The sequence below is a fragment of the Bradyrhizobium roseum genome, assembly GCF_030413175.1.
Taxonomy (GTDB): Bacteria; Pseudomonadota; Alphaproteobacteria; order Rhizobiales; family Xanthobacteraceae; genus Bradyrhizobium; species Bradyrhizobium roseum.
The window spans coordinates 173,576-192,298 of the sequence record NZ_CP129212.1; the positions used below are offsets into that span (position 1 = coordinate 173,576).

Below are 18,723 nucleotides of genomic sequence, written 5' to 3' on the forward strand. Positions count from 1 at the left end.
GAGCCGGATATCGTGCTTTGAGGACCGAAAATCAAGCACAACCCGCCCTGATTGGGGTCGTTTCGGGGCGGATCAACCGCCCAGCATCCGGCTGACGATCCGGGCGGCATAATCCACCGTCGGAATCACCCTCGCATAATTCAACCGGGTCGGCCCGATGACGCCGAGAACGCCGACGATGCGGCCGGCGGCGTCGCTATAGGGAGCGATGATGGTGGAGGAGCCGGACAGCGAGAACAGCTTGTTCTCCGATCCGATGAAAATTCGCACGCCTTCGGCCCGCTCGGCACGCCCCAGCAGATCGATCACGCCGCGCTTGGTTTCGAGGTCGTCGAACAGCGACTTGACGCGTTCGAGATCTTCCAGCGCATGCAGGTCTTCAAGCAGATTGGCGTGGCCGCGCACGATCAATTGCCGGTCGTCACTCTCGCCGCCGGACCAGCTGGCGATGCCGGCCGAGATCACCTTCTGCGTCAGCTGATCGAGTTCGACGCGGTTTTGCGTCAGCGCGGTTTCCAGTTCGAGGCGCGCTTCGGCCAGTGTGCGGCCGCGAATCCGCGAATTGAGGAAGTTGGACGCCTCGGTCAGCGCGGAGGAAGGAACGCCGGGCGGCAGCGCCAGTACGCGGTTTTCGACCTGGCCGTCTTCGCCGACCAGCACCACCAGCGCGCGTTCCGGCTCGAGGCGGACGAATTCGATATGCTTCAGCCGCGAATTGGATTTGGCGGTCAGCACGACGGCGGCGGCGCGCGTGAGGCCGGAGAGCCGCGTCAGTGCCTCGCCAAGCGCCGCCTCGACCGATTGCGCCTGCCCCACGGAGGCCAACTGGCTCTGGATCGATTCCCGTTCGGGTTCGGTGAGATCGCCGACCTGCATCAGCGCGTCGACAAAGAAGCGCAGGCCGAGTTCGGTGGGCAGCCGGCCCGCTGAGGTGTGCGGCGCGTAGATCAGGCCGAGCGCTTCGAGGTCCGACATCACGTTGCGGACGGATGCCGGCGACAGCGGCAGCGCGATCAGGCGCGAAATATTGCGTGAGCCGACGGGTTCGCCAGTCGCGAGATAGCTCTCGACGATCTGACGAAAAATGTCGCGCGAACGCTCGTTGAGCTGGGCGAGCCCGGCATGCGGCGCAATCAAGCCAATCGGATCATGGTGGGCCACTGTTAACTCCCTGACAGCCCCTAATCTGTCGTCCCGGCGGGGCGATGACAAGCATCCCTTGGCTGCATGGCACCGGCAGGGAGAAATGGCGTCAAAACATCATGAAACCGGGACCAAAAGCCCCTTGCCGCTGCGCACGCCCCCTCCTACAAGCACCGCAAACGAGTTTTCGCCCGGTTTCGAAAGGATTTCCCCATGCGGCCAAGCCGCCGTGCGCCCGATCAGTTGCGCCCCGTGTCGCTGGAACGCGGCGTGGTCAAATATGCCGAAGGTTCCTGCATGGTTAAATTCGGCGACACCCACGTGCTGGTCACCGCCACGCTGGAAGAACGGCTGCCGCCGTGGCTGAAAGGCCAGGGCCGCGGCTGGGTCACCGCCGAATACGGCATGCTGCCGCGCGCCACGCTGGAGCGCACCCGCCGCGAGGCCGCCGCCGGCAAACAGGGCGGCCGCACCGTCGAGATCCAGCGGCTGATCGGCCGCTCCCTGCGCGCTGCCGTCGACCTCGAAGCGCTGGGCGAGCGTCAGATCACGGTCGATTGCGACGTGATCCAGGCCGATGGCGGCACCCGCACCGCCTCGATCACCGGCGCATGGGTGGCGCTGGCCGACTGCATCGCGTGGATGAAAAACCGCAACATGCTGAAGACCAACGTGCTGCGCGACAACGTCGCGGCGATCTCCTGCGGCATCTATAACGGCACCCCGGTGCTTGACCTTGACTATGCCGAGGATTCCGAGGCCGAAACCGACGCCAATTTCGTCATGACCGGCGACGGCCGCATCATCGAGGTGCAGGGCACCGCCGAAAAGACGCCGTTCTCGCAGGACGAGTTCCTCGCGCTGATGGAACTGGCGCGCAAGGGTGTCGCCCGTCTGGTGGACTTGCAGAAGATGGCCGTCGCGTAACTTCTTTAAGACGTGGATGGCCGGGGCAAGCCCGGCCATGACAGAACAGAAATAGACATGGCGCTGCATCGTCAACTCACCGGCCGCCTCGTGATCGCGACGCACAATCCCGGCAAGCTCGCCGAGATGCGGGAATTGCTGGCGCCGCACGGCGTCGAGGCGGTGTCGGCGGGCGAACTCGGGTTGGGCGAACCGGAGGAGACCGGCGACACGTTTCGCGCCAATGCGGCGATCAAGGCGATTGCCGCGGCGAATGCGGCGCAGCTTCCCGCTTTCGCCGACGATTCCGGCCTCGTGGTCGATGCGCTGGACGGCGCGCCCGGCATCTATTCGGCGCGCTGGGCCGGGGAGACCAAGGACTTCATGGCGGCGATGACGCGCATCGAGCGACTGCTGCAGGAACGCGGCGCCACCACGCCGGACAAGCGTAAGGCGCATTTCGTCTCGGCGCTGTGCGTCGCCTGGCCCGACGGCCATGTCGAGGAGGTCGAGGCCCGCGCCGATGGAACTTTGGTCTGGCCGCCGCGTGGCACCGCCGGTTTCGGCTATGATCCGGCGTTCCTGCCCGACGGGCACGACCGGACGTTTGGCGAGATGACCTCGATCGAAAAACACGGCCTGCCGCCGCTCGGGCTCGGCCTGTCGCACCGGGCGCGCGCCTTCGTCAAACTGGCGGAGATCTGCCTTGGCTAGCAGCAAGCGCGAAGCCTTCGGCGTCTACGTGCACTGGCCATTCTGCCTGTCGAAATGCCCGTACTGCGATTTCAACAGCCACGTTCGCCACGCACCGATCGACGAGGAACGATTTATCCGCGCGTTCGCGCGCGAGATCGAAACCACAGCGGCGCGTGCGCCTGATCGGACCGTCACGTCGATCTTCCTCGGCGGCGGCACGCCGTCGCTGATGCAGCCGCAAACCGTCGGCGCCATCCTGGATTCGATCGGCAAGCATTGGCGCGTCGCCGGCAATGTCGAGGTCACGTTGGAGGCCAATCCAACCAGCGTCGAAGCAACCAGGTTTCGCGGCTATCGCACCGCCGGCGTGAACCGTGTGTCACTCGGCGTGCAGGCGCTCGACGACGCCTCGCTGAAAGCGCTGGGACGCTTGCACACCGCGCGCGAAGCGCTGGACGCGGTCGCGATCGCGCGCTCGGCGTTCGACCGCTACTCGTTCGACCTGATCTACGCCCGCCCCGACCAGACGCCGCAGATGTGGGCCGACGAATTGAAGCTCGCGATTTCGGAAGCCGCCGAACATCTGTCGCTCTACCAGCTCACGATCGAGGAAGGCACGCCCTTCTTCGGCCTGCACGCGGCGGGCAAACTGAAAACCCCGGACGAGGCGGTGGCCCGCGCGCTCTACGATGTGACGCAGGACGTCTGCGCGCATCACGGCCTGCCGGCCTACGAGATTTCCAACCACGCCCGACCGGGCGCCGAATGCCAGCACAATCTGGTCTACTGGCGCGGCGACGAATATGCCGGCATCGGCCCGGGCGCGCATGGCCGCCTCGACATCGATGGCGTCAGGCATGCGCTCGCAACCGAGAAACGTCCCGAGGCGTGGCTGATGCGCGTCGAGGCCAATGGCCACGGCGTCGTGACCGACGACGACCTCAACAGCGAAGAGCGCGCCGACGAATTTCTGCTGATGGGATTGCGGCTTGCCGAAGGCATCGATCCCGATCGATATGCGGCGCTGTCCGGCCGCACGCTCGACCCGGGCCGGATCGCCGTGCTGCGCGAAGAAGGCGCCATCGTCGTCGACGCCGACGGCAGGCTGCGCGTAACGAAGGATGGTTTTCCGGTGCTCGATGCGGTGGTCGCCGATCTAGCGGCATAGCGTGTCGTTCCTGCGAACGCAGGAGCGACGAAAATTACGCCCCAAAACTCTTCGGCGATCCCGCCACCGGCGTGGCGCCGCCGCTGGCAACCCGCATCACGGCCAGTCCGCGCTCATTGGTGCCGTCGGAGCGGAAGCGAAACAGGCCGTCGATGCCGGCAAAGCCTGACGGGTTGGTCAGCGTCTCCGGCGCAAAGCGTTGCGGGCCCTGCTTCGACAGCGCGGCGACCAATGCCACCGCATCATAGGCCAGGGTGGCAGTGCGCACCGGGTCGGTGCCGAACCTGGTGCGGTAACGGCCGGAGAAGGCGATGAAGCCCGTTGCGTCCGGCGCGGCATAGAGCCCGCCCTGCAGCACGGCGCTTGCATAGACGCGCGGATGGTCCCATAGGCCGGTGCCGAGCAGCTGGATGTTGCGCAAATTCGCGCCCGCCGCGGTCAACGCATCCGCCGTCGCCACCACCGATTCGCCGTCGTCGGCGATGAACAGCGCATCCGCAGAACCCAGCGACTGCGCCACCGTCCGCGCTGCCGCGGCGCGATCGGAGGCGTATTTCTCGAAGGCGACGATGCGCCCCTTGCGGCCGGCCGCCTGCTTGAACGCGGCCTCCACCACGTTGCCATAGGCGTTGTCCGGCAGCAGCGCGGCGAATGATTTCTTGCCGATGCTGGCGGAGTAATCGACGATCCGGTTGACGTCGGACTCGGGCAGGAAACTCAACAGATAGACGCCACGGCCCGCGACGCTGGAATCGGTCGAGAACGCGATCACCGGAATACTGCGGGCGCGCGTCAGTTGCGCGGTCGCCGGCACCGAGGCCGCGAACAGCGGACCCAGAATGATTTCCGCGCCCTCGCCGAGCGCCTGCTGGGTGACCTGCTGGGCGCCTTGCGGGCTGCCGCCGTCATCCTTGATCAGAAGCTGGATGTTCGGATTCTGGAATTCCGCCAGCGCCATCTCGGCGGCGTTCTTCATCGATTGCGCGGCGACGCCGGCATTGCCGGCGGCCGACAGCGGCAGGATCAGGCCGACCTTGACCTTGCCGTCGCCGACCGCGAGCGGCTGCTGCTGCGGACCGGCCGGTCCCTCGGGCGCGGAAGGGCCGAACGGGTTGGAAACCTGGCCGCCGGAGCAGGCGCCGAGCAGCGGGGCGCCGATAATAAGACCGACCGCCGCACGGCGGGTCGGTCCCGATCGCCCGGGACCTTGCGGTCCAGGCTTGCCATTGAGCGGGCCTACCATCTTGTCTCTTCTCTTGACCGACCGCCGTCGACCAGGATCCCGGCATACGGAGCCAAGGCACCTGAACCGCTACTCAACCCGTGCGGAATTCAGCATATTGTCCAGAATTAGTTAACCAAAACAAAAGGATTACGACCCCGCCCGAAACTCCGGGGAACTTCAAATCGTGCCGGCATCCGACTGATATGGCGCTTGCACGAAGACTTCTTTAGATTGCCACTATGCGCGCAAAACCCAGTTCCAACTACGGGTCTGATACCGAACCGGGTTCGGCCAACAGGACTTTTTTGATCGGCGGCCACGTCCTGAATGCCCCGAAGCCGGTTCCCGGGCTCTATCTGGTGGCAACCCCGATCGGTCATCTCGGCGACATCACCCTTCGCGCGCTGGAGACGCTGGCCGGCGTCGACATCATCGCCTGCGAGGACACCCGCATCACCCGCCGCCTGACCGAGCGCTATGCGATCTCGGCCGAACTGAAGCCCTATCACGAGCACAACGCGGCGATGGCGCGGCCCAAAATCCTGGAGAAGCTGGCCCAGGGTGCCTCGATCGCGCTGGTATCGGATGCCGGCACGCCCCTGATATCGGATCCCGGCTTCAAGCTGGTGCGTGAGGTCTGTGCCGCCGGCCACGCCGTGATCGCGGTGCCCGGCGCGTCCTCGGTGCTGGCCGCGCTCTCGGTCGCGGCACTGCCGACCGACCGGTTTTTCTTCGAGGGATTTTTGCCGCCCAGGCAAGTCGCGCGGCGGACGCGGCTGGCGGAGCTCGCCCGGATCGATGCGACGCTCGTGATGTTCGAATCCGGCAACCGCGTGCAGGAAACACTGGCCGATCTCGCCGAGACCATGGCCGGCCGCGACGCCGCGATCTGCCGCGAACTGACGAAGCTGCACGAAGAGATCACGCGCGCGCCGATATCCGAGCTGGCGAACGCCGCCGGCACGCTGGAAACCCGCGGCGAGTTCGTGCTCGTGGTCGGCCCGCCGCGCGCGGATGCCAATGTCATGACGCAGCACGACCTCGACGACCTGCTGCGCGCATCGCTATCACGCGACAGCGTCAAGGACAGCGTGGCGCATGCGGTCGAGCTTTCGGGCCGGCCGCGCCGCGAGGTCTATGCCCGGGCGCTGGAGCTTGCGAAAGAAACCAGAGGCGGCGATGGCGAAGACTGACGGCGCCACGCCGCCCGAAACGCCCGCCAGGATGGCCGCGCCGGAGCGGGTCGCGGCCTTCCGTACCGGACTTTCGGCCGAAAGCAAGGCTGCCGCCTATCTGATGGCGAAGGGCTACCGCATTCTCGCCAAGCGCTTTCGCACCCGCTATGGCGAAATCGACCTGGTGGCGCGGAAGCGCAACCTGGTCGCCTTTATCGAGGTTAAGGCGCGCCCCAGCCTCGATGAGGCCGCCTATGCCGTGACGCCGCGCCAGCAGCGGCGCATCATCGACGCCGCGCAAGCGTGGCTGATGGCGCATCCCGAGCATGCCGAATTTGAGCTGCGATTCGACGCGATCCTGATTGCGCCGCGACGCCTGCCACGCCATGTGTTAGCGGCCTTCGACGCCAGCACTTGAAGAACCCTCCAGAGACCCGGACCTTTCCATGAAACTCAATGTCGCCGTCCAGATGGACCCCATCGCGCGCATCAACATCCGCGGCGATTCCACCTTCGCGCTGCTGCTCGAAGCGCAGAAGCGCGGCCACAGCCTGTCTTATTACACCCCGGACAAGCTGTCGTTGCGCGGCGAGGAACTGGTAGCCCCCGTGCAGCATCTCACCGTGCGCGACGAGGTCGGCGATCATTTCACGCTCGGCGAAGCGAAGCGCGAGCCGCTGCAGGCGTTTGACGTCATCCTGCTGCGGCAGGATCCACCCTTCGATCTCGCCTACATCACCTCGACGCATTTTCTCGAACGCATCCATCCCAAGACGCTGGTCGTGAACAACCCGGCTTCGGTGCGCAACGCGCCGGAAAAACTGTTCGTGATGAACTTTCCGCAGTTGATGCCGCCGACGCTGATCTCGCGCGATCTCGACGAGATCAATTCCTTCCGCGACGAACACGGTGCCGTCGTCATGAAGCCGCTGCATGGCCATGGCGGCGCGGCGGTGTTCCGCGTGATGCCGCAGGACATGAATTTCGGCTCGCTGTTCGACATGTTCTCGGTGACGTTCCGCGAACCCTGGGTGATCCAGCGCTTCCTTCCCGAGGTCAAGCACGGCGACAAGCGCATCATCCTGGTCGACGGCGAGTTCGCAGGCGCGGTCAACCGGGTGCCTGCGCCCGACGACCTCCGCTCCAACATGGTGCGCGGCGGCGCCGCCCAGGCCACCGACCTCTCCCCACGCGAGCGGGAAATATGCGCCACGCTCGGCCCCGCGCTGCGCGAGCGCGGCCTGCTGTTCGTCGGCATCGACGTGATCGACGGCCATCTCACCGAGATCAACGTGACCTCGCCGACCGGCATCCGCGCGATCCAGCGTCTGAACGGCCCCGACGTTGCCGGGAAGGTCTGGGATACCATCGAGGCCAAGCGCTCCGGGAAATAGGCTTCCGCTCACGTTCAAGCAGACCTGGACGAGAACGACGGCCGCCGCAGTCCCGCGGCGCGGCGGGCCGTTGTGACGTCGAGGAACGCTATTGCCGGACCATTCAGTATTCCACCATCATGCAGCCATTCTTTGGACAAGAATGGACGCTGTGCAGGCGGGTGTCCTGCCGCTGCATCTGGAAGGTCATATACGGAGAAATGGCAGCACCAATGAACTCCACGCCTCCGGGTGAAACACCGCGCGATGCATCGGCCGACAAAGCCGACGAAAAGCTCGCGCATGCCCACGAACAGATCGTGAAAGCAGATGAGCAGCTCACGCGCCTGAGCGAGCAGCTTGCGAAGCTGGAGCGCAACGATGCGCGTCCGTCACCCGCTGAACCAGCTCCGCAACAAACGCCCCCGCTGCCAGCCGCTTCGTCGTCTCCGGTAGAGCCGTCAGCGCCCGCACCATCAATCACGCCGTCACCGGCAGCCGTGCCATCGCCACCCGCAAAGCCGGCGCTTCGCGTCCCCGCCGGCGTGCTGCTGGTGGCGGCGGCCATCATTGTCGCAGCCCTCGTTTTCCAGCTGACCTATGAAGGCGGGGCGCACCCTCCACCGCAGCTCGCGTCAGCATCATCCTCGCCGGCAGAAAGCCCACCGCAACCCGCCGTATCTTCAGTTCAAGTGGCCGCAGCGGAAATCGCGTCGGCGACACCGCCACAGCCGATCGTTCTGACGCAGGCTGCGCCGAAAGATGCTGCGCCGGCAGCATCCGCGACAGCTCCCGACCAAGCCCAGTTGCTGCAAACGATCGCGCGCGACCTGACGAAACTGGAAAAAGATCTCGAACAGCTCAAGGCCACGCAGCAGCAGATCGCCAATGACAATTCGAAAGCCATCGGCGAACTCAGGGCGAGCCAGGAAGAGATGAAGCGCGCGCTCGCAAAGGTTTCCGAGCAGAGCCCGCCCAGAACATCGCAGGCTGCGGCACCGCCGGCGCCTGTCGTGCGTCGGCCCGCGCGTCCGCCGCAGGCGCGACCTCGGGTCCGCTATCCCCAGGAGTGGATGTACGACGACTGGTAGCCGTCGCCGCGCGGCGCGTGACATCAAAAGGACGCACCGCGAACCGGCACTGCATCTGCCACTTCACTCGCATCACTCCTCTCATCCCACTTGCCAATTTCGGGAAGCGGGCGCAGCCTGTAGTCACGGATGAATCTGTCCGGGCAGCGAACCTGCAGTTAGAAAAAATGGTGGAGGAAGACGTATGACGACGAATCTTTCGCGACGGTCATTGCTTGCGCTCGGCGCGGGGCTAGGTGCGGGTATCGGCGCTTCGACGATGCTCGGCGGCAGCGCGCTGGCAAAGGCGCCGAAACTCGGCACGCAGACGCCTTATTGGCACCGCTTCGTCCTCGGCGACGCCGAAGTGACCGTGGTCTCCGACGGCACGTTGCCGCTCGGGCCTCCCAAGGGCACCTTCGTCGGCGTGCCCGATGAAGAAGTGCGGAAGATGCTCTCCGACAACTTCCTCAGTCCCGACAATGTTGTGCTCGAACAAAACTCGCCGATCGTGAACAATGGCGACAAGCTGATCCTGTTCGACACCGGCATGGGCACGTCGAAAGCCTTCGGGCCGACCACGGGCCGCCAGCAGAAGAGCATGGCGGAAGCCGGGATCAAGCCCGGCGATATCGACGCCGTGGTGTGCTCGCACGCCCATATCGATCACATCGGCGGCCTCGTCGGCGCCGACGACAAGCCGTTGTTTCCCAACGCGCAGGTCTACATCACCCAGAGCGACTTCGAGTTCTGGACCGATGAAGGCAAGCTCGGCAGTCCGTTGAAGGATTTCGTGATTCACGCTCGCAAGAACTTGCTGCCGGTGCGCGACCGCATCGTGTTCATCAAGGACGGCCAGGAATTCCTGCCCGGCGTGCAGGCGATCGCCGCGCCCGGCCATACCGTGGGCCACACCATCTTCATGGTGAGCTCCGCCGGCAAATCCTTTGCCTTCCTCGGCGACCTCACGCACCATCCCGTGCTGCTCCTGGAAAAGCCGCGGATGCAGTTCTCCTACGACAGCGATCCAAAGCAGGCAGCGGACACCCGGGTGAGGCTGCTCGACACGATCGCGGCCAACAAGACCCCGGTCATGTCCTATCACTTCGCCTGGCCGGGCTATGGCCACATCGCCAAGACCAGCGAGGGATTCCATTACTATCCCCAGGCGATGAAGATGGAGCTCTGAGGGGAAGCGACGCCCGGGGCCGGTCGACAGGGTCGGCCCCGACACTCCCTTCCCGCGTTAGGAATCGAACGCCCGGTCGCGTAAGTCTTGATCAGCGAATCACCCCTGCGCACGATCCGGGAGAAGGCCATTGACCGATCAACCGCCCACCAGGCCGCCCGACCTCATCTATGAAGACACCGGGGCCGCGGCTTCGGTGGTCTATTTCGACATCGTCGGCGCCTACGGCACCATGAACGGCGCGGTCGAGGTCGAACTGGCTACCCGCATTCTGGTGCCGAAGCCGGACGGGTCGACGGAGGTGAAATTCATCTCCTCCGCCCGCATCCGCTGCAGCGCGACCGCCGCCGCCAATCTGCGCAATGGCCTCGATGCCGCGTTGAAGATGCTGGAGCAACCGCAAGACAGCCCAGCGGCGATCGCGGCGGGGAAGCTGAACTGAACAGCGGCCCTTGATTCCGCGACTTTTTCGGTAACGTGCGAGGGCGCTTTCGTCGACGACGGAAAGCAGCCAGGAGTTGTCTCGCCGACCGCCGTTGCCGGGCAGAAACCGAAGCCTGCCGTCCTGTTCCCTAAATGTTCTTGACTTGCCCCACGGTTCCCCGCTACCTTCGATTGAGGAACGAGGAATAGGCATGGTCGCGCGGGTTTCCACCGTCGCCTTTGAGGGGATCGAGGCACGCGCCGTCGATGTGCAGGTGCAGGTCGCGCCCGGCCTGCCCGCGTTTTCGATCGTCGGCCTGCCGGACAAGGCGGTCTCCGAGGCGCGCGAGCGGGTGCGTTCGGCGCTGATCGCCTCGGGGTTGGCGCTGCCGGCGCGGCGGATCACCGTCAACCTCGCACCGGCCGACCTGCCGAAGGAAGGCAGTCATTACGATCTGCCGATCGCGCTCGGCCTGATGGCCGCGATCGGTGCCATTCCTCCGGATGCGCTCAACGGCTTTACCGTGCTCGGCGAACTCGGCCTCGACGGCTCAATCGCAGCCGTCGCGGGCGTCCTGCCAGCGGCGATCGGCGCCAATGCGCGCGAGGAAGGCCTGATCTGTCCGGCGGCGTGCGGCACGGAAGCCGCCTGGGCCAGCCCCGATATCCAGATCATCGCGGCCAAATCGCTGATCCAGATCGCCAACCATTTTAAAGGCACCCAGGTGCTGTCGCGTCCGCAGCCGAAAGTGCACGAGGCCGAGGCGACGCATCTCGATTTGCGGGACATCAAGGGCCAGGAGAGCGCCAAACGCGCGCTCGAAATCGCCGCCGCCGGCGGACATCATCTGCTGATGATCGGCTCGCCCGGCGCCGGGAAATCGATGCTGGCGGCGCGGCTGCCCTCGATCCTGCCGCCGCTATCGCCGTCCGAACTTCTTGAAGTGTCGATGATCGCCTCCGTCGCCGGCGAAATTCGCGACGGCGCCTTGACCGCGCGGCGGCCTTTTCGGGCACCCCATCATTCCGCCAGCATGGCCGCGCTGACCGGCGGCGGCGCGCGCGCAAGACCCGGCGAGATTTCGCTCTCGCATCAAGGCGTACTGTTCCTCGACGAATTGCCCGAGTTCGATCCGCGCGTGCTGGATTCGCTGCGTCAGCCGCTGGAGAACGGCGAGGTCTCGGTGAGCCGCGCCAATCACCGCGTCACCTACCCTGCCCGTTTCATGCTGGTCGCGGCGATGAACCCTTGCCGCTGCGGTCGTGCGTATGAGCCCGGCTATTCCTGCAAGCGCGCGCCGGTCGACCGCTGTACTGCGGACTATCAGATGCGCATCTCCGGCCCGCTGATGGACCGCATCGACCTGCGTATCGAGGTACCCGCGGTGACCGCCGCCGACCTGATCCTGCCGCCGCCGTCCGAAGGCTCCGCGGAAGTCGCCGCCCGCGTCGCAGCCGCCCGCGACTTGCAACTCGCGCGCTATGCGGCGGCCGGCATGCCGCATGTCCGCACCAATGCCGAAGCGCCCGCCTCGCTGCTGGAGAGCATCGCGCAGCCGGATGCGCAGGGCCAAAAGCTGCTGCGCGACGCCGCCGAAACCATGAAGCTGACCGCGCGCGGATATCACCGCGTGCTCCGCGTCGCGCGCACGCTGGCCGACCTCGACGGCGCGGAAAAGATCGGTCGGCTGCATCTGGCGGAGGCGCTGTCCTATCGCGCGCTTGCTGAAGATCTGCGGCGTGCGGCATAGCTGCAGGGCTCGAATGGCGTAAAGCAGAAGCCCGCGTCAGGTTGCCGATCGCTGCAACGAGCAGAGCGCAGGCTAGGAATTGTCCCTCACGCGCGTCAGCAGCGTCAGACCTGCCAGGAAAAACACCACCAGCACCACCATGCCGGCCTTCTGGCTTCCGGTCGCGGCGGTGATCGCACCTATCAACAGCGGGCCAATGAACGACGTCACCTTTCCGGTCAGCGCGAACAGGCCGAAATATTGCGCGATGCGATCTTTCGGCGCGAGACGGATCAGCAGCGTGCGCGACGCTGCCTGTAGTGGTCCTCCGGCCGCGCCGATCAGGCATCCGAGCACGAGATAGGCGCGCTCGGCCGCGCCGGAAAACAATCCGCCACCGGGCACCGGCGGCGCCACCTTAACAAACAGGATCGAATCCTTGTCGACCAGCAGGATCGCCCCGACCGCGAGCAGCAGGATCAGCAAGCTGCCGGCGATGACGCGCTTGGGGCCGAGCCTGTCGTCGAGTTGGCCGCCGAGCCACGCCCCAAAGGTGCCGGCAATCGCCAGCAGAATGCCAAAACTTCCGATCTGAATCGTCCGCCAGCCGAAGGTGCCGGCGGCGTAGATGCCGCCGAACGCGAACAGCGACACCAGGCCGTCGGTGTAGATCATGTTGGCGAGCAGAAACGTCGCGAGCGATTTTCGTTTCGGCAGTTCGCCGAGCGTCCGCCTGAGCCCGCTCAATCCTTCGCGCAACGCCGCGCCGATCGGGCGTCGCGCCGGATAATCGGGCGTCAGGACGAACATCGGCAGCACGAAAATGACGAACCAGACCGCCGTTAGCGGACCAGTGATGCGATCGCCCTGGTGAGAGGCCGGGTCGAGACCGAACAGCGGCGTCAGGCCGAACAGCGTGCGCCCGGTTTCGGGACTCGCGGCCAGGAAGCCGAGCACCAGCACGAGGCTGAGAATGCCGCCGATATAGCCGGTGGCCCAGCCGGTGCCGGACAGCCGGCCAATGCGATCCGGCGGCACCAGTGTCGGCATCATCGCATTGTTGAAGACGATAGCGAATTCGATACCGACGCTCGCGATCGCATAAGCCAACAGCAGCGGCGGGATCACGCTGGGATCGCCGGGCCTTCCGATCCACATCAGCGAGGCGCCGATCACCAGCAGCGCGCCAAAGCCCGCGATCCACGGCTTTCGCCGGCCGCTGGCATCCGCAATCGAACCCAGCACGGGCGAAAGCAGCGCGATCGCAAGACCCGCCGCCGCGGTGGCGAACCCCCACAGCGCCTGCCCCTGGGCCGGATCCGGCGCGACGAAGCTCGCGAAATAGGGCGCGAAGACGAAAGTGGTGATCAGCGTAAAATAGGGCTGCGCGGCCCAGTCGAAGAAGATCCAGCTGATGACGGCAGCGCGGCGCGGATATTCCCGCGGCGTTTGGGCGCCGGTTGCCTCGGGAGCGATCACCGTCATGTGAGGAATTTCCTTCAAAAGTCGCGCGGGCCATTTTGCCGATCGAATCCAAACCCATATAGCATTCGTCAGCGGTACCGGCCGTTATTGCCCGGCGTCACCCAGGCTTCAACTGCGGCGGATTTTCGATGACTGTCTCTTCGATCCGATGGCGCCGGCTGGCCGCCACAATCGTCCTTGCGTTCGCGTGCGCGACAGCCGCGCTTGCGCAGGATCGCCGCGGTTTCGCGCCGGTCGATCTCTCCACGGTTCGCGCCATCACGGCCGAGCACGGCATGGTGGTGGCGCAGGAGCGGCTTGCTGCGGAGATCGGCGCAGGCATCCTGCGGCAGGGCGGCAATGCGGTTGACGCCGCGGTCGCCACCGGCTTTGCGCTGGCCGTCACCTATCCGCGGGCCGGCAACATCGGCGGCGGCGGCTTCATGGTGATTCATTCGGCGGCGCGCAATGAGGCTGTCGCCATCGACTATCGCGAGACCGCGCCGGGCGCGATCACGCCGGATGTTTTTCTCGGAGCAGACGGCAAGCCCGACACCGACAAGTCGCGCAATTCCGCGCTCGGCATCGGCGTGCCCGGCACGGTCGCCGGGCTGGCGCTGGCGCTGGAAAAGTACGGCTCGGGCCGTTTCACGCTCGCGCAAATCCTCACGCCCGCCATCGCGCTGGCGCGCGACGGTTTTGTGGTCGCCGACGACCTGGCCGACACGCTGTCGGACATGTATCGCCGGATGGGACGCTGGTCGAATTCAGCCAAGGCGTTCTCCCGCAGCGACGGCACGCCGCTGCAGGAAGGCGACCGGCTGATTCAGCCCGATCTCGCGGCGACGCTGGCGGCGATTGCCGCACAGGGACCGCGCGGGTTTTACGAGGGGCCGGTCGCCGAACGGCTGGCCAAGGCGGTGCGCGACGGCGGCGGCCTGATGACATCGGACGATTTGAAATCGTATCAGGCGGTCACCCGCGATCCCGTGCGCGGCACCTATCGCGGCTACGACATTGTTTCGATGCCGCTGCCCTCCTCCGGCGGCATGGTTTTACTGGAGACGCTGAACATTCTGGAAGGATTTCCGATGGCGGAGCTGAAGCAGGGCAGCGCGGCGTCCCTGCACCTCATGATCGAAGCCATGAAACGCGCCTACGCCGACCGCGCGCGCTATCTCGGCGATCCCGTCTTCGTCAACGCGCCCGTCAACGCGATGATCAGCAAGGAATATGCGGCAAGGCAACGCGCCACCATCGACCTTGGACGCTCGACGCCGGCGGGCGACGTGCTGGCCGTGAGCCCGCGCGAGGGCAGCAACACCACGCATTATTCGGTGGTCGATTCCAGCGGCAACGCGGTCAGCAATACCTACACGCTGAATTTTCCCTATGGCGTCGGCCTGGTCGCCGAGGGAACCGGCGTGCTGCTCAACAACGAGCTCGACGATTTCACCGCCGCGCCCGGCGCATCGAATGCCTTTGGCCTGGTCGGGCTCGAAGCCAACCTGCCCGGTCCGGGCAAGCGGCCATTGTCCTCGATGTCGCCGACCATCGTATTGAAGGACGGCAAACCGGTGCTGATCACGGGCTCGCCGGGCGGCAGCCGCATCATCTCGGCGGTGCTGCAGGTCGTGATCGACGTGCTCGACTACAAGATGGACGTCGCCGACGCCGTGGCAGCGCCCCGGGTTCATCATCAATGGATGCCCGACGAGGTGCGCGCTGAGCGCGGCTTTCCCGACGAGGTCCTGGAGGAACTGAGGGCGAAAGGCCACAAGGTGGTCGTGCCGCTCGGCCAGACCTCGGTGAACTCGATCGCCGTCACGCCGAACGGCCTGCTCGGCGCCCCCGATCCACGCACCCGCGGCGCCGCGGCGGTGGGCCAGTGAAGCAGTGATGACCGTTGGCGGTGATATGCCGTATAGATCGTAACGAACGCAAAACTGAAACCGGGAGCGAGCCCAATGACGTCCCTCAAAGGCAAGACGCTGTTCATCTCGGGCGCCAGCCGCGGCATCGGGCTGGCCATTGCGCTGCGTGCGGCGCGCGACGGCGCCAATGTCGCGGTGGCGGCCAAGACCGCGGAGCCGCATCCAAAACTCAAGGGCACCATCTATACGGCGGCGGAGGAAATTCGCGCCGCCGGCGGCAAGGCGCTGCCGGTGCTGTGCGACATCCGTGACGAGGCGCAGGTGATCGCGGCGATCGAGCAGACCGTCAGTGAGTTCGGCGGCATCGATATCTGCGTCAACAATGCCAGCGCCATCAGCCTGACCAATTCGCAGGGAACCGACATGAAGCGGTTCGACTTGATGATGGGAATCAATACGCGCGGCACCTTCATGGTGTCGAAATACTGCATTCCGCATTTGAAGAAGGCCGCCAACCCGCACATCCTGATGCTGTCGCCGCCGCTCGACATGAAGCAGAAATGGTTCGAGCATTCCACGGCCTATACGATGGCGAAGTTCGGGATGAGCATGTGCGTGCTGGGGCTGTCGGGTGAGCTGAGATCCGCCGGCGTCGCGGTCAACGCGCTGTGGCCACGCACCACCATTGCCACCGCCGCGGTCGGCAATCTGCTCGGCGGCGAGACCATGATGCGCGCGAGCCGCACGCCCGAGATCATGGGCGACGCCGCGCATGCCATTCTGACCCGCCCGGCACGGGAATTCACCGGACAGTTCTGCATCGACGACAAGGTGCTGTACGCCTCGGGCGTCAGGGACTTTGAGCACTACCGCGTCGACCGCTCGGTGCCCTTGATGTCGGACTTTTTCGTGCCCGACGACGATGTGCCGCCCCCGGGCGTCACCGTGCAGGCGCTACCGTCGGTGGGCGCCGCGCAGACGTCGCGCTAGACGGAAGCCGCCGGGCAACGCCGCGGGACCGCATTCAGCCGCAAGGTCGTCACCGACCGATCACGTACGGCCCGCCCTTTTCCAGCGCACGCGCATAGGCCGGACGGGCGTGGATGCGTTCGAGAAACGCCATCGCCCGGGGGTGACCGAACTCCAGTCCGCCACGGGCCGCGGCGGCTTCCAGTGGAAAGCTCATTTGGATATCGGCGCCGCTGAATTCAGGGCCGGCGAACCATTCGCTCTTGGCCAGCTCGCTTTCCCAGTAATCCATGTGCTGCTTGAGCTGCGGATTGACCAGGGTGGTCAGCGCCGTGTTGGACACCTTCCGTACCACCGGGCGCAGCAGGGCCGGCGCGCGCTTCGGCATCAGCGTGAACAGAAGCTTCAGCAGCAGCGGCGGCATCGCAGAGCCTTCGGCATAGTGCAGCCAGTAGGTATAGCGGAGGCGCTCCGGCGTGTTCTGCTGCGGGATGAGGCGCCCGTTGCCGTAGGTGCCGATGATGTATTCGCAGATCGCACCGGACTCCGCGATGGTGTTGTCATTGTCGGTAACAACGGGGGATTTGCCGAGCGGGTGAACGGCGCGCAGTTCCGCCGGCGCCCGCATGTCCGGCTGACGCTGATAGCGCACGATCTCGTACGGAACCTCCAGCTCTTCGAGCAGCCACAGCACACGCTGCGAGCGGGAATTGTTGAGATGATGAACCGTCAGCATGGCGTTCCCTTTGATTGGCCGCCGTTGGTGCCAGCCGGTCGGGGCAAAGTCGAGACAGTCAGAAGAACAGGATAATATTTACCCGGGCAATATTGACAAAAATATTTACCCGGGCAAATATAAACGATCGAAAAGTCCATGGTTTGTCCGATGACCGACACGACCCGCCCCGTTTTCACGGCCTTTATCGGCCCAGCGCGTCTCGCCGCGGGTCCGCTCGCGGAGGTCGCGATCGCGGTCATGCAGGCGTCTCGCCGGCCCGGCGCGCCGTCGATCATCACTTTCAGCGACGCGACGGGCCAGCCGATCGACCTCGACCTTCGCGGCACCGAGCGCGAGGTGGTGTCCCGCCTGCCGCGGCCCGCTGCGCCGCCCGATGCCACCCCTGAGCCGGCGGCGGAACCGCGCGGTCGCGGGCGGCCAAAACTCGGTGTGGTCGCACGTGAGGTGACGCTGTTGCCGCGCCATTGGGAATGGCTCGGCACACAGCCCGGCGGCGCCTCAGTCGCGCTCCGCAAGCTGGTGGAGCAAGCGCGCCGCGCTAACGGCGATGCCGATCGCGTGCGGGCCGCACGCGATGCTGCCTATCGCTTCATGTCGGTCATGGCCGGCAATCTCGCAGGCTTCGAGGAAGCGTCACGGGCATTGTTCGCCGACGACCGGCGGCGCTTCGTCGGTCTCATCGCCGGCTGGCCCGACGATATCCGCGACCACGTCGTCAAGCTCGCCTTCAGCGATCGCGCCGAGCCATAGGCGCGATCGCCCTTTCGCCCCTCGGCCTCCGTGCGCGGCGCTGCATGGCCACGATATTATGACCGTCATAATACCGTGGACGCAGCGTTTGCCTTGCGTCACAATGAGCCGAAACATCAGGGGAGACTGCCGTGAGTTCAAATCCGCAATTCCTGTTCGATTTCGGCAGTCCCAACGCCTTCCTCAGCCATGAAGCGATTCCGGCGATCGAACGACGCACCGGTGTAAAATTCGAATATGTGCCGATCCTGCTCGGTGGCATCTTCAAGGCCACCAACAACAAGTCGCCCGCCGAAACACTCGCCGGCGTCAAGAACAAGCGTGAATTCCACGCGCTGGAAACCGAGCGCTTCCTCAAGCGTTTTGGCGTCAAGCCCTATGTTTGGAATCCATTCTTCCCGGTCAACACGCTGAACCTGATGCGCGCGGCCGTGGCGGCCCAGTTCGAAGGTGTGTTCGAGAAATATATCGAAGCCGCCTTCCACCACATGTGGGTCGAGCCGAAGAAGATGGACGACCCCGAGGTCGCGGCCAAGGCGCTGGCCTCGTCCGGCCTCGACGCCGCAAAGCTGCTGACGCGCGCGCAGGATGCCGACGTGAAGGCAAAGCTGATCGAGAACACCCAGAACGCGGTGGAGCGCGGCGCGTTCGGCTCGCCGACATTCTTCGTCGGCCAGGAAATGTTCTTCGGCAAGGAGCAGCTTCGCGAGGTCGAGGAAATGGCGTCGGGCAAGTAGAGAGAAATTCGTGAGTGGCGAATAACGAATGGTTGATGATAGACGGTGACCTGAGCTTTCAATTCGCCCGCCAAGACCAAGAAAAGGAAGTA

Annotated in this window: 18 protein-coding genes; 14 read left to right on the forward strand and 4 right to left on the reverse strand. The window is 65.3% G+C overall.

Features of this window, described 5'->3' with window-relative positions; all coding sequences use genetic code 11:
* Nucleotides 1-72: 72 nt before the first annotated feature.
* Complete coding sequence (hrcA, locus tag QUH67_RS00830; protein ID WP_300944769.1) at nt 73-1,161, reverse strand: heat-inducible transcriptional repressor HrcA; 1,089 nt, start codon at nt 1,159-1,161, stop codon at nt 73-75.
* A 195-nt stretch (nt 1,162-1,356) separates the two neighbouring features.
* Here hrcA and rph point away from each other — a divergent pair, with 195 nt between their 5' ends.
* From rph to hemW, 3 genes are all read left to right on the forward strand, one after another.
* A complete protein-coding gene (gene rph, locus QUH67_RS00835; protein WP_300944770.1) occupies nt 1,357-2,070 on the forward strand; it encodes a ribonuclease PH in 714 nt (237 codons plus the stop codon).
* A gap of 63 nt (nt 2,071-2,133) precedes the next feature.
* Nucleotides 2,134-2,763, forward strand: a complete 630-nt coding sequence (gene rdgB, locus QUH67_RS00840) for an RdgB/HAM1 family non-canonical purine NTP pyrophosphatase (protein WP_300948296.1) — start codon at nt 2,134-2,136, stop codon at nt 2,761-2,763.
* On the forward strand, nt 2,756-3,913 hold the full coding sequence (gene hemW / locus QUH67_RS00845) for a radical SAM family heme chaperone HemW (RefSeq protein WP_300944771.1): 1,158 nt from the start codon (nt 2,756-2,758) through the stop codon (nt 3,911-3,913). Before rdgB ends, hemW begins: the two co-directional genes overlap by 8 nt.
* A 34-nt stretch (nt 3,914-3,947) precedes the next feature.
* Here hemW and QUH67_RS00850 read toward each other — a convergent pair whose 3' ends face one another.
* On the reverse strand, nt 3,948-5,156 hold the full coding sequence (locus QUH67_RS00850; protein ID WP_300944772.1) for a penicillin-binding protein activator: 1,209 nt from the start codon (nt 5,154-5,156) through the stop codon (nt 3,948-3,950).
* A 221-nt stretch (nt 5,157-5,377) separates the two neighbouring features.
* Between QUH67_RS00850 and rsmI the strand changes: the two genes are divergently transcribed.
* The 7 genes from rsmI (at nt 5,378) to QUH67_RS00885 (ending at nt 12,119) form a co-directional block, all read left to right on the forward strand.
* Entirely contained in the window at nt 5,378-6,331 is a 954-nt protein-coding gene (gene rsmI / locus QUH67_RS00855) for a 16S rRNA (cytidine(1402)-2'-O)-methyltransferase (RefSeq protein WP_300944773.1), read from the forward strand.
* Nucleotides 6,318-6,731 (forward strand): YraN family protein, encoded by a 414-nt coding sequence (locus QUH67_RS00860; RefSeq protein ID WP_300944774.1) that lies wholly within the window; start codon nt 6,318-6,320, stop codon nt 6,729-6,731. The genes rsmI and QUH67_RS00860 overlap by 14 nt, the downstream gene beginning before the upstream one ends.
* A 28-nt stretch (nt 6,732-6,759) precedes the next feature.
* Nucleotides 6,760-7,707, forward strand: coding sequence for a glutathione synthase (gene gshB / locus QUH67_RS00865; protein WP_300944775.1), 948 nt, complete (start codon nt 6,760-6,762; stop codon nt 7,705-7,707).
* Between the two features lie 212 nt (nt 7,708-7,919).
* Nucleotides 7,920-8,777 carry a hypothetical protein gene (locus QUH67_RS00870; protein ID WP_300944776.1) on the forward strand — a complete coding sequence of 286 codons (858 nt, stop codon included), beginning with the start codon at nt 7,920-7,922 and terminating at the stop codon, nt 8,775-8,777.
* Between the two features lie 184 nt (nt 8,778-8,961).
* A complete protein-coding gene (locus tag QUH67_RS00875; RefSeq protein ID WP_300944777.1) occupies nt 8,962-9,945 on the forward strand; it encodes an MBL fold metallo-hydrolase in 984 nt (327 codons plus the stop codon).
* 130 nt (nt 9,946-10,075) lie between these two features.
* Nucleotides 10,076-10,387 carry a hypothetical protein gene (locus QUH67_RS00880; RefSeq protein ID WP_300944778.1) on the forward strand — a complete coding sequence of 104 codons (312 nt, stop codon included), beginning with the start codon at nt 10,076-10,078 and terminating at the stop codon, nt 10,385-10,387.
* Between the two features lie 193 nt (nt 10,388-10,580).
* A complete protein-coding gene (locus QUH67_RS00885; protein WP_300944779.1) occupies nt 10,581-12,119 on the forward strand; it encodes a YifB family Mg chelatase-like AAA ATPase in 1,539 nt (512 codons plus the stop codon).
* Nucleotides 12,120-12,191: 72 nt separating this feature from the next.
* Here QUH67_RS00885 and QUH67_RS00890 read toward each other — a convergent pair whose 3' ends face one another.
* Nucleotides 12,192-13,583, reverse strand: a complete 1,392-nt coding sequence (locus QUH67_RS00890) for an MFS transporter (protein ID WP_300944780.1) — start codon at nt 13,581-13,583, stop codon at nt 12,192-12,194.
* Nucleotides 13,584-13,711: 128 nt separating this feature from the next.
* On the opposite strand from QUH67_RS00890, the gene ggt reads away from it, so the two are divergent.
* Both ggt and QUH67_RS00900 read left to right on the forward strand, forming a co-directional pair.
* Entirely contained in the window at nt 13,712-15,454 is a 1,743-nt protein-coding gene (ggt, locus tag QUH67_RS00895) for a gamma-glutamyltransferase (RefSeq protein ID WP_300944781.1), read from the forward strand.
* A gap of 75 nt (nt 15,455-15,529) precedes the next feature.
* On the forward strand, nt 15,530-16,426 hold the full coding sequence (locus QUH67_RS00900) for an SDR family oxidoreductase (protein WP_300944782.1): 897 nt from the start codon (nt 15,530-15,532) through the stop codon (nt 16,424-16,426).
* A gap of 49 nt (nt 16,427-16,475) precedes the next feature.
* On the opposite strand, the gene QUH67_RS00905 is transcribed toward QUH67_RS00900, so the two are convergent.
* Nucleotides 16,476-17,141 carry a glutathione S-transferase family protein gene (locus tag QUH67_RS00905; RefSeq protein ID WP_300944783.1) on the reverse strand — a complete coding sequence of 222 codons (666 nt, stop codon included), beginning with the start codon at nt 17,139-17,141 and terminating at the stop codon, nt 16,476-16,478.
* Nucleotides 17,142-17,291: 150 nt separating this feature from the next.
* Here QUH67_RS00905 and QUH67_RS00910 point away from each other — a divergent pair, with 150 nt between their 5' ends.
* Nucleotides 17,292-17,894 carry a DUF2239 family protein gene (locus QUH67_RS00910; protein WP_300944784.1) on the forward strand — a complete coding sequence of 201 codons (603 nt, stop codon included), beginning with the start codon at nt 17,292-17,294 and terminating at the stop codon, nt 17,892-17,894.
* Between the two features lie 131 nt (nt 17,895-18,025).
* Nucleotides 18,026-18,631 (forward strand): 2-hydroxychromene-2-carboxylate isomerase, encoded by a 606-nt coding sequence (locus tag QUH67_RS00915; RefSeq protein ID WP_300944785.1) that lies wholly within the window; start codon nt 18,026-18,028, stop codon nt 18,629-18,631.
* Nucleotides 18,632-18,723: the final 92 nt, after the last annotated feature.